Source organism: Pantoea wallisii (assembly GCF_002095485.1).
Lineage (GTDB): Bacteria > Pseudomonadota > Gammaproteobacteria > Enterobacterales > Enterobacteriaceae > Pantoea > Pantoea wallisii.
The window spans coordinates 28,234-42,772 of the sequence record NZ_MLFS01000021.1 but is presented as its reverse complement, the minus strand read 5'-3'; the positions used below and the strand labels follow the sequence as shown (position 1 = coordinate 42,772).

Annotated in this window: 10 protein-coding genes and 4 pseudogenes; 1 reads left to right on the top strand and 13 read right to left on the bottom strand. The window is 58.7% G+C overall.

Annotation, left to right across the window (positions count from 1 at the left end; genetic code table 11):
- Positions 1–158: 158 nt before the first annotated feature.
- From HA48_RS09700 to cysG, 10 genes and pseudogenes are all read right to left on the bottom strand, one after another.
- The gene (locus HA48_RS09700) at positions 159–1,202 is read right to left on the bottom strand and encodes a LacI family DNA-binding transcriptional regulator (protein WP_128600976.1); all 1,044 of its coding nucleotides are present in this window, start codon (positions 1,200–1,202) and stop codon (positions 159–161) included.
- A gap of 14 nt (positions 1,203–1,216) precedes the next feature.
- Positions 1,217–2,260, bottom strand: coding sequence for a tRNA pseudouridine(13) synthase TruD (truD, locus tag HA48_RS09695; protein WP_128600974.1), 1,044 nt, complete (start codon positions 2,258–2,260; stop codon positions 1,217–1,219).
- Positions 2,257–2,730, bottom strand: coding sequence for a 2-C-methyl-D-erythritol 2,4-cyclodiphosphate synthase (ispF, locus tag HA48_RS09690; RefSeq protein ID WP_128601011.1), 474 nt, complete (start codon positions 2,728–2,730; stop codon positions 2,257–2,259). The genes truD and ispF overlap by 4 nt, the downstream gene beginning before the upstream one ends.
- A complete protein-coding gene (gene ispD, locus HA48_RS09685; RefSeq protein WP_128600971.1) occupies positions 2,730–3,446 on the bottom strand; it encodes a 2-C-methyl-D-erythritol 4-phosphate cytidylyltransferase in 717 nt (238 codons plus the stop codon). The genes ispF and ispD overlap by 1 nt, the downstream gene beginning before the upstream one ends.
- Positions 3,447–3,449: 3 nt before the next feature.
- Positions 3,450–3,764 carry a cell division protein FtsB gene (ftsB, locus tag HA48_RS09680; RefSeq protein ID WP_128600969.1) on the bottom strand — a complete coding sequence of 105 codons (315 nt, stop codon included), beginning with the start codon at positions 3,762–3,764 and terminating at the stop codon, positions 3,450–3,452.
- 236 nt (positions 3,765–4,000) lie between these two features.
- Positions 4,001–4,321, bottom strand: a complete 321-nt coding sequence (locus tag HA48_RS09675; RefSeq protein WP_128600967.1) for a DUF3561 family protein — start codon at positions 4,319–4,321, stop codon at positions 4,001–4,003.
- Positions 4,322–4,378: 57 nt separating this feature from the next.
- The gene (gene cysC, locus HA48_RS09670; protein WP_128600965.1) at positions 4,379–4,984 is read right to left on the bottom strand and encodes an adenylyl-sulfate kinase; all 606 of its coding nucleotides are present in this window, start codon (positions 4,982–4,984) and stop codon (positions 4,379–4,381) included.
- A complete protein-coding gene (gene cysN, locus HA48_RS09665; RefSeq protein ID WP_128600963.1) occupies positions 4,984–6,411 on the bottom strand; it encodes a sulfate adenylyltransferase subunit CysN in 1,428 nt (475 codons plus the stop codon). The genes cysC and cysN overlap by 1 nt, the downstream gene beginning before the upstream one ends.
- A 10-nt stretch (positions 6,412–6,421) precedes the next feature.
- Positions 6,422–7,329, bottom strand: a pseudogene (gene cysD, locus HA48_RS09660) (sulfate adenylyltransferase subunit CysD).
- Positions 7,330–7,338: 9 nt separating this feature from the next.
- A pseudogene (gene cysG / locus HA48_RS09655) lies at positions 7,339–8,755 on the bottom strand (siroheme synthase CysG).
- A 243-nt stretch (positions 8,756–8,998) separates the two neighbouring features.
- Between cysG and HA48_RS09650 the strand changes: the two are divergent.
- Positions 8,999–10,018, top strand: a complete 1,020-nt coding sequence (locus tag HA48_RS09650) for an aminopeptidase (RefSeq protein WP_425270664.1) — start codon at positions 8,999–9,001, stop codon at positions 10,016–10,018.
- Positions 10,019–10,138: 120 nt separating this feature from the next.
- On the opposite strand, the pseudogene HA48_RS09645 reads toward HA48_RS09650, so the two are convergent.
- From HA48_RS09645 to cysJ, 3 genes and pseudogenes are all read right to left on the bottom strand, one after another.
- Positions 10,139–10,872, bottom strand: a pseudogene (locus HA48_RS09645) (phosphoadenylyl-sulfate reductase).
- Positions 10,869–12,592 (bottom strand): annotated as a pseudogene (gene cysI, locus HA48_RS09640) (assimilatory sulfite reductase (NADPH) hemoprotein subunit). The pseudogenes HA48_RS09645 and cysI overlap by 4 nt, the downstream one beginning before the upstream one ends.
- A complete protein-coding gene (cysJ, locus tag HA48_RS09635) occupies positions 12,592–14,394 on the bottom strand; it encodes an NADPH-dependent assimilatory sulfite reductase flavoprotein subunit (RefSeq protein ID WP_128600959.1) in 1,803 nt (600 codons plus the stop codon). The pseudogene cysI and the gene cysJ overlap by 1 nt, the downstream one beginning before the upstream one ends.
- Between the last annotated feature and the right edge of the window lie 145 nt (positions 14,395–14,539).

The window sequence follows — 14,539 nt, the reverse complement described above, 5'->3', positions numbered from 1 at the left end:
TACTGCTCCTTAAACAATTTCTCCTGCCACCTGAAAACGTTTCAGGTGGCAGGCAAACTTATTTAACGACGCGGATTAAGTCAACGAAAGGATGGAGGATTTGCGATCAAGCTAACAAAGCGCAACGGAAATGGAGCGGGACGCGAAGGAGGATCGATTCAGGCAGATTCACCGGGAATGAGTACCGGATGTAACGGTGACGTGCGGCGGGCATCCGCGGCTAACGTGCCGTTAAGCTGCGCCATCATCATCGTGATAATGTTCTGACCCAGCAGCGTATTTTGATGATCAACATTGGTAAGGCGCGGGATAAAGTATTCACTACCAGGGAAACGTTCGCAGCTAATCACAGCGACCTGCTGCGGCACCTGAATCCCACGATCGCTCAGCGCGCGGATGGCGCCCATCGCTACGCGATCGTTGATGGCCACCAGCGCCTGTGGACGTTGCGGCAGCTGCCATAGCGTTTCAACCGCCTGATACCCGTGTTCAGGGTAAAAGTTATTCAGGCAGATCCACTCATGACGCGGCGTAATATCTGCCTGCTGCAGGGTGGTCACAAAGTGGTTAACGCGCTCACAGGTGACCCACACTTTGCGCGAGCCGCCGATAAACGCAATCTCCCGTAACCCGCGCGCCAGAAGGTGCCTGAGCGCCAGCGCAACACAGTGCTGCTGATCCCGCATGACACACGGCCAGCGGTTATCCGGATGCGGTTGCCCCACCACGACCACAGCCATTTTATGCATCAGCCTGTCCAGCATCGCCAGGTAACTCTCCGGAATCGGCACATAGTCGCTGTGGCCGCCCAGCACAATCACCCCATCGATCTGACTATCGATAATCGACTGAAAGATAGCGATCTCTTCATCCGGCGTTACCGGGCTGCGGTTGGCAGACTGCGTATCATAAAGAGTGATTTTGTACCCAATAGCCAGGCAGATCTGTTGGATCTGCGCCACCAGCGTAACGAAATAGGGATTGGTAATATCAGAGACGATCACTGCCAGCGTGTAGCTCTGGCGTGAGATCATACCGCGCGCCATCAGATTGGGGCTGAACTGGTGTTCCGTGATGACCTTTTCTACCCGAGCGCGGGTCTTCTCAGAGACCCATGCATGCTTGTTGAGCACGCGCGAAACGGTCGTAATAGAAACACCGGCAAGCACGGCAATATCCTTGATGGTGAGGTTTTTGTGCATAATTGCCGGCTCGTTTATTCGTCGCCGATAGGCGCGCTGGCGCCGTTACTCAGCAGCTCACGCACCACGCTGGTGGCAAAACTGCCGGCAGGCAACCAGAACTGCATCTCTAAGGTGACGTCATCCCACCAGCTCCAGCGCAGATCTTTGGGCACCACCAGCATGGCACGGCGCGCGGCATCCACACGTTCGCGTTCCAGCAGCGCCAGCAGATCGGCTGAGCCCGCCAGCTGCTGCTGCTCAAACGCCAGCGCCTCGCCCTGCGTACCGGGTTCACCGCGTCCGGCGAGCGGTGCGGTGATGCGCAGCTGGTGGCTCTCCACGCGCTGCTGCAGCTCAGCCAGCTCGTCCGCCTGCGCCACAAACCAGCTGCCGCGCCCGGCAAGCTGCAGGGCATCGCCGGCCTGAACGCGATCCAGCGCGCCATCACGCTGCAGACGTGCACTGGTCACCTGGTTAAACAGGTGACTGCGTGCGGCTGATAGCAGAATGCCTTTCATGCTGCGATCGCGCGGGCGAAACGTCTCTTGCGCCCACTGCTTTGCCTGCGTCAGGTTATTGCCGCCACGGCCAAATCGCTGCTCGCCGAAATAGTTCGGTACGCCCTGCTGCGCGATTTTTTGCAGCCGCGCTTCCACTTCTGCACGGTCAGAAACCTGCCGTACCACAAGGCGAAACGCATTTCCCGCCAGCGCGCCGGTGCGCAGTTTGCGCTTGTGGCGAATCACCTGCAGGATCTCCACGCCTTCCAGCCGGAAGCCCGCCAGGTTTGGCATGGCCGTGCCCGGCACGCGGAAACAGAGCGTCTGTTCCGTCACCGCATGGCGATCTTTCATGCCGGCGTAGCTGAGGTCGCGCTGATGTACGCCAAGAAACTTTGCGATCGCTTCGGCAACAAAGCGTGTGTTGCAGCCAATCTTACGGATGCGCACCAGCAGCTGCTCGCCCTCCCCATCATAGGGATAACCAAGATCTTCGATAACCACGAAGTCCTCAGGATTGGCTTTGATGACGCCCGTCGCCCCTGGCACGCCGTGCAGGTACAGCAGTTCACTCATGCTTTCACCAGCAGCGCGACCGCTTCACAGGCGATACCTTCACCACGGCCGGTAAAGCCAAGCTTTTCAGTAGTGGTGGCTTTAACGTTGACATCGTCCATATGACAGCCGAGATCTTCGGCTATATTGACGCGCATCTGCGGGACGTGCGGCAGCATTTTCGGCGCCTGGGCAATCAGGGTGACATCCACGTTCCCGATGCGATAGCCCTTCTGCTGGATACGACGCCAGGCTTCACGCAGCAGGCCGCGACTGTCAGCCCCTTTAAAGGCGGGATCGGTATCCGGGAACAGCTTGCCGATGTCGCCCATCGCCACGGCGCCAAGCAGTGCATCCGTCAGCGCGTGCAGGGCGACATCACCGTCAGAGTGAGCAATAAAACCCTGTTCGAAGGGAATACGCACCCCGCCAATCACTAACGGACCTTCGCCGCCAAAAGCGTGAACGTCAAAACCGTGACCGATACGCATCATGCGCTCTCCTTTAACTGAATCTGTGTGAGGTAGAAGGCCGCCAGCGCCAGGTCCTCTGGCCGCGTCACCTTGATGTTGTCGCTGCGCCCGTTGACCAGCTCCGGGTGATAACCGCAGTACTCCAGCGCGGAGGCTTCATCGGTAATCGTCGCGCCTTCGTGCAGCGCGCGCGTCAGGCAGGCGGTCAGCAGCGCATGCGGGAAAAATTGTGGCGTGAGCGCATGCCAGAGTGCTTCACGCTCCACGGTATGTGCAATCGCCTGTTTACCCGGCTCTGCACGCTTCATGGTGTCACGTACTGGCGCGGCGAGGATGGCTCCCACTCTGCTGTGCTCACGCACGGCCAGCAGACGCGCTAAATCGTCAGGATGCAGACAGGGACGTGCGGCGTCGTGCACCAGCACCCACGCACTGTGGGTAATCGCCTGCAGGCCGGCCAGTACCGATTCGGCACGGGTTTCGCCACCGGTAACACGCAGCACGCGCGTATCGCGCGCGAGGGGCAGCGTATCAAACCAGCCATCGTCCGGGCTGACCGGCACCACCACCTGCTTCACCGCCGGGTGCGCCAGCAGGCGCGCCACGCTGTGCTCCAGCAGAGTGTGCTGACCAATCGTAAGATACTGTTTTGGACAGGCCGCCTGCATGCGACTGCCGACACCGGCAGCCGGTACGACGGCAATCACATCCGCCGCGGAAGAGAAATGAGTCATGGATTATCGTTGCTGGTTCTGCGCAGACTGCGCATTACGTTTATTCTGGTCCGGCACCAGACGATAGAAAGTCTCGCCAGGCTTAATCATGCCGAGCTCGCTGCGTGCGCGCTCCTCAATCGCCTCTGAGCCCCCATTGAGATCGTCAATTTCGGCAAACAGTTGATCGTTTCGCGCTTTGAGTTTGGCGTTATTCGCCTGTTGTGACGCAACGTCTTCATTGACGCGCGTATAATCATGGATACCGTTCTTGCCCAGCCACAGAGAGTATTGCAACCATCCCAGCAGCACGAGCAGCAGTAACGTCAGTTTTCCCATCCCCGCCCCCTGAAAAACGGCCCAATCATCCCATAACTTGACGCCGGACTCCACAGCGGCAGCGAAATTCAACCTGGCCGGCACAAACAGTAAGCGATGCGCTAGTGTCTGATGGCGAAAATCGCCCGCAGAGGATCGCTAACAGAAGACGGACATACCGCGCGCTCAGCCCTAATCGCCACAGAAGCAGGTAAACTTTTGTAACCTGCCGATGCGTTTGCACATCAGCCTGAGGCTTACCAGCCGGAGAGAAAAGAGAAAACCAGCCAGAACAGGAGTACCACCAGCAGCACGGTGAGCCCTCCGCTCCACAGCAGTCGACCGCGCAGTAACTGGCTCAGTACGATGCCAATCAGCACCGAAGCGGGCAATAGCGCAAGGAAGAACGGCCAGGTATAGAGAAAGAAGAACAGCGTGTTAGAGCCGTAAAGCAGGAACGGAATGCCCAGTGCGCACCAGTAGGAGAAAAAGCCTATTACGCCGCCCGGCAACGATGAGCGCGGCTCATCCGGGTTGCGTTCATCTTTACGTGCCAGCATGGGAGTAACGTTCTGCATAGAGATCCTGTTGACGCTAAAGCGCGGCAAACCCGATAAGGATCTGCCGCTGTCGGTTCAGGATCTGATGATATCGCGGTGGCGCAACAGGTCTAACAATTGGGCCGCGAGTTTTGTAACCAATTGTTCGCCATCCAGCTGGATTTCCGGGGCATCCGGCGCCTCGTAAACGCTGTCGATACCGGTGAAATTACGCAGCTCACCGGCCCGGGCTTTTTTGTATAATCCTTTGGGATCGCGCGCTTCACACACGGCCAGCGGCGTATCCACAAACACTTCAACAAACTGGCCCTCGCCGAGCAGATCGCGCACCATCTGACGCTCTGCACGGTGCGGCGAGATAAATGCGGTCAGCACCACGAGGCCCGCATCCACCATCAGTTTTGCCACTTCCCCGACGCGACGAATGTTCTCTTTACGATCGTCATCGCTGAAGCCGAGATCGCGGCATAGCCCGTGGCGCACATTGTCGCCGTCCAGCAGATAGGTGCTGACGCCCAACCGGTGCAACGCCTGCTCCAGCGCGCCCGCCACGGTGGATTTACCCGAGCCGGAGAGCCCGGTAAACCACAGCACCACGCCCTGATGGCCGTGCTGCTGTTCGCGTTCAGCCCGCGTGACCGGATGGTCATGCCACACCACGTTTTCATCGTGCTGTGCCATTACTGACCGCCCAGCAGATCGCGCGCATTCCAGTGCGGGAAGTGACGGCGCACCAGCGCATTCAGCTCCAGCTCAAAATCACTGTACTCACCAGTCTGAGCACGGTTTTCACTCAGGGGCTGATTGATCATCCCGGCACCGACCGTCACATTACTCAGGCGATCGATAAAGATCATTCCACCGGTTACCGGATTCTGCTGATAAGCATCCAGCACCATCGGCTCATCGAAAGTGATCTCCACCAGGCCAATACCATTGAGCGGCAGGCTCTCAACCGCGCGCTTCTCCAGAGTGTTGATCTCCACCTGATGAATGACCTTCTCCACGCGGCCGCGCGCTTTTTTCCCGGCGACCTTCACTTCGTAGCTCTGGCCCGCCTGCAGCGGCTGCTCGGCCATCCATACCACATCCACTGTTGCGGACTGTACAGCCTGAAGATCGGCAGAGGCGTCCACCAGCAGATCGCCACGGCTGATGTCGATCTCATCATTCAGCACCAGCGTAATCGCTTCGCCGGCTGCCGCTTCGGGCAGATCGCCATCAAAAGTCACGATGCGGGCCACGCTGGATTCAACGCCGGATGGCAGCACTTTGACACGCTGGCCAACGCTCACCACGCCAGATGCCAGCGTACCGGCATAGCCGCGGAAATCCAGATTCGGACGGTTCACATATTGCACCGGGAAGCGCATCGGCTGGTGATCCACCACGCGCTTCAGCTCTACGGTCTCCAGCACGTCAAGCAGCGTTGGGCCGCTGTACCACGGCATGGTGACGCTCTGTGTAGCGACGTTATCGCCCTCCAGCGCCGACATCGGCACAAAGCGGATATCCAGGTCGTCCGGCAGCTGCGCGGCGAAATCGAGGTAATCCTGTTTGATCTGCTCAAATGTCTCCTGGCGATACGCCACCAGATCCATTTTATTGATCGCCACCACCAGGTGTTTGATGCCTAACAGCGTCGAGATAAAGCTGTGGCGACGGGTTTGATCCAGCACGCCTTTACGCGCATCGATCAGCAGAATCGCCAGGTCGCAAGTAGATGCGCCGGTCGCCATATTGCGCGTGTATTGCTCGTGCCCCGGCGTATCAGCGATGATAAATTTGCGCTTCTCGGTAGAGAAGTAGCGATAGGCGACATCAATGGTGATGCCCTGTTCGCGCTCGGCCTGCAAACCATCCACCAGCAGCGCCAGATCCAGCTTCTCGCCCTGCGTGCCGTGACGTTTGCTGTCATTGTGCAGCGAAGAGAGCTGATCTTCATAAATCTGTCGGGTATCGTGCAGCAGACGACCAATCAGCGTACTTTTGCCGTCGTCGACGCTACCGCAGGTGAGGAAACGCAGCAGGCTTTTGTGCTGTTGCGCGGTCAGCCAGGCTTCTACGCCGCCCTGATCGGCAATCTGTTGTGCAATAACGGTATTCATCTGCGTCTCCTTAGAAATAACCCTGACGTTTCTTGAGTTCCATCGAACCGGACTGATCGCGGTCTATTACGCGGCCCTGGCGTTCACTGGTGGTAGAGACCAGCATCTCTTCAATGATCTCCGGTAGCGTCTGCGCTTCTGACTCCACCGCGCCAGTCAGCGGCCAACAGCCCAGCGTACGGAAACGCACCATACGCTGCTTGATCACTTCACCAGGCTGCAGATCGATGCGATCGTCATCCACCATCATCAGCATGCCATCACGCTCCAGCACCGGACGCGGTGCCGCCAGGTACAGCGGAACAATTTCGATGTTTTCCAGGAAGATGTACTGCCAGATATCCAGCTCGGTCCAGTTGGAGAGCGGGAAGACGCGGATGCTTTCACCTTTGTTAATCTGGCCGTTGTAGTTGTGCCACAGCTCAGGACGTTGGTTTTTCGGGTCCCAGCGGTGGAAACGGTCGCGGAATGAGTAGATACGCTCTTTAGCACGCGACTTCTCTTCATCGCGGCGCGCGCCACCGAAGGCAGCATCAAACCCATATTTGTTGAGTGCCTGCTTAAGGCCTCAGTTTTCATGATATCGGTGTGCTTGGCGCTGCCGTGCACAAATGGGTTGATGCCCATCGCCACGCCTTCCGGATTGCGGTGAACCAGCAGCTCAGCGCCCATGTTCTTCACCGTGCGGTCGCGGAACGCGTACATTTCACGGAATTTCCAGCCGGTATCAACGTGCAGCAGCGGAAACGGCAGCGTGCCCGGATAGAAGGCTTTACGCGCCAGATGCAGCATGACCGAGGAGTCCTTGCCGATGGAGTACATCATCACCGGATTGCTAAACTCGGCCGCTACCTCGCGGATGATATGGATACTCTCTGCTTCCAGCTGGCGCAGATGAGTAAGACGGTTTTGGTCCATAATTTTTCCTCAAGCCAAAGTGACAACGGCGGACTCGCGAGCCCCCTGCTGTGCCGAATGTTGGAACCAGGCTAACTGCCCGTGTAAATTCACCACTTCGCCAATCACGAGCAGTGCTGGCGTGGGCGCCGCTGCCGCCAGCGCCTCAAGATTTTCGAGTGTGCCGGTCAGCACCTGCTGATCCTGACGCGTGCCGCGCCCAATCACGGCCACCGGCGTTGCTGCATCGCGGCCATGTTCAATCAGTCCGGCGGCGATCTCTGCCGCTTTAACCGTGCCCATGTAGATCGCCAGCGTTTGCCGCGCACGCGCCAGCGATGGCCAGTCAATGCCCTGGCTGTCCGCCTGGCAATGTCCGGTGATAAACAGCACGCTCTGGGCGTAGTCGCGGTGGGTTAACGGAATACCGGCATAGGCGGTCGCGCCGGCAGCAGCGGTGATGCCCGGCACCACCTGAAACGGAATGCCGGCCGCCTGTGCCGCCTGCAGCTCCTCGCCGCCGCGGCCAAAGATAAACGGATCGCCGCCCTTCAGGCTGCACCACGCGCTTGCCCTGCTGCGCCAGCGTGACCAGCAGCTGGTTGGTCTCCTCCTGCGGCACCGAGTGCGCGCCGGCACGTTTGCCAACGCAGATGCGGTCGGCATCGCGGCGCACCAGCTCTAATACCTCTTCGCTCACCAAATGGTCATACAGCACCACATCGGCCAGCTGCATCACCTGCAAGCCGCGCAGCGTCAGCAGCCCGCTGTCGCCCGGCCCCGCGCCCACCAGGGTGATCTCCCCCTGATTGTCGCTGCTGTTCTCCAGTTCGCGATCCAGCGTCTGACGCGCTTCATTAACGTTGCCCGCCGCCATCTGGCTGGCAAACAGGCCATTGAAGGCGCGCTCCCAGAAACGCCGGCGATCAGACATCCTGCGGTAGCGCTGTTTAACTTTGTCACGCCACTGCCCGGCTACGTCGGCCATCTGCCCGAGGTTCGCGGGGAGCAGCGCTTCGATTTTTTCCCGCAGCAGACGCGCCAGCACCGGCGCGGTGCCGCTTGACGAGATCGCCACCACTAATGGCGAACGGTCAACAATTGACGGGAAGATAAAGCTGCATTTCGGCTGATCGTCGACCACGTTAACCAGCTTGTGCCGCGCGTTGGCGGCATCAAATACCCGGGCGTTAAGGGCATTGTCATCGGTGGCGGCAATCACAAGGAAAACGCCATCCAGCTGGGCGGGATCAAAGTGCTGCGCCACCCACTCAATTGCCGCTATCTCCAGCAGCGCCTGTAGCTCATGGCCCAGCTCGCGCGCGGCAACCTGCACGCGCGCACCGGCGCGCCGCAGCAGCTCGATTTTGCGCGCCGCGATTTCACCACCGCCGACCACCAGCACCGGACGGTTTTTGAGATCGGCAAAAAGAGGCAAATAATCCACGTTAACCTTGCTAGTTTTACAATAAGTTAACGCGACTATACGTCCCTGCCTTCTGGCTGATGAAATTACGAATTGGCATTAGTAGTTACTGAATGGAATAACGCCCCAGGATTGCTGATAACAATTTGTGCTTAACAGATGATATTGCTGGTGTTTCGGAGCAATTCAAATTGTGCAAAGCCGGTCACAGTTTCATACTAACTCAGAATTTTTTTACCCTGACGGGATGTCATGATCACGACTCTGTTTGCTCTGTTGCGCCGCCATGCTCTGGCGGCACTGGTTGCAGGCGGGCTGCCCTTTCTGGCCCAGGCCGCGCCTGCAGCGCCCGGCCATTTTGCTGAACAGCAGCTTCGCCATATTGCCACCTACTTTCCCGGCCGCATGAGCGGCACGCCTGCGGAGCTGATGACCGCGGATTATCTGCAACAGCAGTTCACCCGACTTGGTTATCAGAGCAATACCCGCCAGTTCAATACCGGTTATGACTGGCTGGAGAAGCGCGGCGAAACGCGCCGCCACAAAGTGACCGCCACCTCGGTGATTGCCGCTCGCGCCGGGAGCGTGCCGCAGGAGATTCTGATCGTTACGCATCTGGATACCTGGACGCCGCTCAGCCGCCATGAAGCGGACAACAACCTTGGCGGTCTGCGTCTGCAGGGCGTGGATGATAATGCCTCCGGGCTTGGCGTGATGCTGGAGCTGGCACAGCAGCTGAGCAATGCGCCGCTGCACTATGGCGTGCGTTTTGTCGCGCTGAGCGCGGGCGAAATGGGTTTACACGGCATGGATGATTACCTGGCGCGCATGAGCGCGCAGGAGAAGAAAAATACGCTGCTGGTGATCGATCTCAATAGCCTGATCGTGGGCGATCGCCTCTATTTCAACAGCGGTATCAATACACCCTCGGCGGTGCGTAAGCAGACCAGCGCCCGCGCCCTGCAGATTGCCCACCGTTACGGTATCTCCGCGGCCAGTCATGCGATGACCCCGCGCGATTATCCGGGAGTGAATCCGTTCGATAAAGCCGGCATTCCGCTGCTGGATGTTACCGCCGCCAACTGGGCGCTGGGCAATAAAGATGGTCAGCAGCAGCGCGCCCGCACGGCGCATTTCCCGGACGGCGCGGTACGCCACCAAACCGAACGCGATAATCTTACCTACCTTGATCGCTGGCTGCCCGGCCGCATTACGCAGCGCACGCGCGATAGCGTGAAGATTTTGCAGCCGCTGCTCACGGAATTGACGAATCCGACGCTGTAAAGTTGAGTTGAGTTGCCGCGGACGCGGAGCTCGATTCAGAAACGGTTACTGCACACAGGCATACCCGGTAGCGGCACACTTTATTGCGCCGCTACCGCTATCTGCGGTCTCTTTCAGGCCTTAACCTTCATGTAATCCGCATTCGCGCTTCAGACCAAAGAAGCGCGTCTCCTCTTCCGCCATGCCGGGCTCCCACTTGCGTGTGGTGTGCGTATCCCCGACTGACAGATACCCTTCGTCCCACAGCGGATGGTACTTCAGACCGTGCTGCTTCAGGTACTGATGCACCTGGCGGTTATCCCAGTCAATGATAGGCAGAATCTTGAACACGCCGCGCTGCACCGCCAGCACCGGCAGGCTGGCGCGGCTGCCGGATTGATCGCGGCGCAAACCGGCAAACCAGGTTTGTGCGCCCAGCGTCCCCAGCGCGCGGTTCATCGGCTCCACTTTGTTGATCTGGTTGTACTGCTCAATCCCTTCCACGCCCTGCTCCCACAGTTTGCCGTAGCGCGCCTCCTGCCATGCCGCCGAAGTCTCGGCGCGGAAGATCTGCAGGTTCAGATTGAGCTGCTGCGTCAGTTCATCAATGAAGCGGTAGGTTTCCGGAAACAGATAGCCGGTATCGGTAAGGATGACCGGAATATCCGGTTTCTGCTGCGTGACCATGTGCAGCAGCACCGCTGCCTGAATGCCAAAGCTGGAGGAGAGCACAAACGCGCCTGGCAGCTGCTTCAGCGCCCAGCTTACGCGCTGCTCCGCACTGAGCGACTCCAGCTGCACGTTGCTTTCGGCCAGCGCATGATGCGGTCCACTTTGCTGCCGCTATTCAATGTTGCGAGATCAAGTACCGTCATACGGCCTCCGCGTCCCAGAAATCACGGGCAGGATCGAGCACGGCTTTAATAATGCCCACGCGTACCACGAAATCGCCGAAGCCTTCGTCAGGGTTGCGCCCGGTTGCCAGCGCGCGACCAGCTCATCAATGGTGGCGAGGATCTCGTTCTCCGTGATGTTCTCACGGTACATACGCGGAATACGGGTGCCGATGCGGTTCCCGCCGATATGCAGGTTGTAACGGCCTGGCGCTTTGCCCACCAGACCCAGTTCTGCCAGCATGGCACGGCCGCAACCGTTGGGACAACCGGTAACGCGTAACACGATGTGCTCTTCGCCCACGCCATGCGCGTGCATGATCTCTTCCACTTTGGTTACGAACGACGGCAGGAAGCGTTCGGCTTCGGCCATCGCCAGCGGACAGGTCGGAAACGCCACGCAGGCCATTGAGTTTTCGCGCTGCGGCGTTACCGCTTCCATCAACCCATGTTCGCGGGCAATGGCTTCAATCTGCGCTTTCTGCTGCTCCGGCACGCCCGCCACAATCAGGTTCTGGTTGGCGGTCAGGCGGAAATCGCCCTGGTGTACTTTGGCAATTTCGGCGATACCGCTCTTCAGCGGGCGCCCCGGATAGTCCAGCAGGCGGCCGTTTTCGATGAACAGCGTCAGGTGCCACTTCTTATCAATGCCTTTGACCCAGCCGATACGATCGCCACGGGTGGTGAAGGCGTACGGACGGATAGGTGCGAAGGTCAGTCCGGCGCGTTTCTCCACTTCCGCTTTAAAGGTCTCAACGCCTACGCGCTCCAGCGTATATTTGGTTTTGGCGTTTTTACGATCGGTACGGTTACCCCAGTCGCGCTGCGTGGTCACTACCGCCGCTGCCACATCAAGGATCTTCTCCACCGGCAGGAAACCAAACTCACTGGCGGTACGCGCATAGGTGGCTTTGTTGCCGTGCTCAATCGACAGGCCACCGCCCACCAGCAGGTTAAAACCAACCAGCTTGCCGTTCTCCGCGATAGCGATGAAGTTGAGATCGTTGGCGTGCAGATCAACATCGTTATGCGGCGGCACGACCACGGTAGTTTTGAACTTACGCGGCAGGTAGGTTTCGCCCAGGATCGGCTCCTGATCCGTGGTGGCAACCTTTTCCTGATCCCACCAGATCTCAGCGTAGGCGCGCGTCTGCGGCAGCAGGTGCTCAGAGAGCTTTTTCGCCCACTCGTACGCTTCCTGATGCAGCTCGGACTCTACCGGGTTGGAGGTGCACAGCACGTTGCGGTTAACGTCGTTGGCGGTGGCCAGCGCGTCCAGTCCCACTTCGTGCAGCATCTGATGCGACGGCTTCACATTCTTCTTCAGAATACCGTGGAACTGGAAGGTCTGACGGTTGGTCAGACGGATGCTGCCATAAAGGGTCTTATCGGTGGCAAACTTATCAATTGCCAGCCACTGGGTTGGCGTGATGATGCCACCCGGCAGACGGCAACGCAGCATCATGGCATGGCGCGGTTCCAGCTTCTGCGCCGCGCGCTCAGCGCGAATGTCGCGGTCATCCTGCTGGTACATCCCGTGGAAACGGATCAGCAGGAAGTTATCGCCATTGAAGCCACCGGTCAGCCCCTCATCAAGGTCCTCGAGGATGGTGCCACGCAGATAGTTGCTCTGTTTTTTCAGACGCTCAGCGTCAACCAGCTTGCCTTCAACGACCAGCGGTCCAGGATGTTTTTCGCTCATTAGTAAACGTCTCGCTGATAACGGCGCTCAATGCGCAGCTCACTTAAAAATTCGTCAGCCGTTTCACGATCCATAGCGCCGTGTTCGACCACCACATCCAGTAATGCCTGCTCAACGTCCTTCGCCATGCGATTGGCATCGCCGCAGACGTAAAGGTGCGCGCCTTCCTGAATCCAGCGCCACACTTCCGCACCTTTGGCACGGATTTTATCCTGTACGTAAATCTTCTCTGCCTGATCGCGTGACCACGCCAGATCGATGTTGGTCAGCAGGCCATCTTTAACGTATTTCTGCCACTCCACCTGATAGAGAAAATCGTCGGTAAAGTGCGGATTACCAAAGAACAGCCAGTTTTTGCCGCCGGCGCCCTCGTTATCGCGCTGCTGCATAAAGGCGCGGAACGGCGCAATGCCGGTGCCCGGGCCGATCATGATTACCGGCGTTTCCGGGTTGGCCGGCAGACGGAAGTTGTCGTTATGCTCAATAAAGACGCGAATCTCGCCATCTTCTTCAATGCGATCCGCCAGCCAGGTGGACGCGCCGCCGCCGCGCTGGCGACCATCAATCTCATAGCGTACGGCACCTACGGTAATGTGCACTTCGGTTTCGTTCTCCGCCTGCGAAGAGGCGATGGAGTAGAGGCGCGGCGTCAGCGGACGCAGCAGGCCGATCAGCTGTTCGGCGTTGAGTTCGGTCGGTGCCTGACGCACCATATCGACAATCGGGAAGCTCTGCGCATAGCTCTGCAGTTTCGGCTTGTCGCCGGCCAGCGCCAGCAGCGCCTCATTGCGCGACAGCGTCGCATACTGCTCAACAATTTGTGGGGTATTAACGGTTAGCTCGAAATGCTTCTGCAGCGCATCGGCCAGCGGCAGCGTTTCGCCGCGCACCTCAACCTGCTCATCCCCTTTCAGCCACACCAGCTGCAGTAACTCCTGCACCAGTTCAGCGTCATTCTCATACCAAACGCCAAGCGCATCGCCCGGCTGATAGCGCAGGCCGGAGTCGCCTAAGTCGATCTCAATGTGGCGCACGTCTTTATCAGAGTCACGACCGGTGATTTTCTGATTGAGCGCGAAGCTGGCGGTGAGCGGTGCCTCTTTAGTGTAGGGGCTGCTGTCGATCACATTGACGCTGCCCGCCGCGCTGACCGCTGCCTGCGCCGGTGTCGCACTGGGTACACGCGCTTTAAGCAGGTCGGTAAGTTGTAAACGCCAGGCGCTGGCGAGCTCGCTGTACTCGACGTCAGCATCCACGCGATCCAGCAGGCGCTCGGCGCCCAGCTCCGCCAGGCGGCTGTCGAAATCTTTACCCGCTTTGCTGAAGAACTCATAAGAGGTATCGCCAAGGCCAAACACGGCAAAGGCGGCACCGTCCAGCTTCGGCGCTTTTTTCGACAGCAGGAATTTGTGCAGCGCGACCGCCTCTTCCGGTGGTTCGCCCTCGCCCTGCGTGGAGGTGACGATGACCAGCAGTTTTTCCTGGCCGATCTGTTTGAATTTGTAATCCCCGGCGTTGACCAGGTTGACGCTCAGTTTGGCCGCCAGCAGATCGTCACGCAGTTGCTCCGCAAGGCGACGCGCATTGCCGGTTTGCGAAGCGGAGATCAGCGTGATGCCCGGCGCTTCGGCTTGCGCCGGCGCTGAAGCGACACCCGCTCCAGGCTGCTGATTGACCATGCCCCAGAAATAGCCGGAGAGCCAGGCCAGCTGGGTAGGATTGAAATCGGTCGTCGCCGCCTGTAAGCGCGTAAGTTGCTCCGGGGATAGCGGAAGCATTGCTGGGGGTGCCTGAGTCGTCATCGCGTTAAAAATTCCAGTGTCAGAAATCCGTACCGGGAAGCGGCGGAAGAGTGGGTAGGTTACCGGCCTGTATATTAACGATTAAATACGGCTTCGACATATTAAATAACCAAAACGACTAAGTGGTTTTTTGGATAAAGTTAAC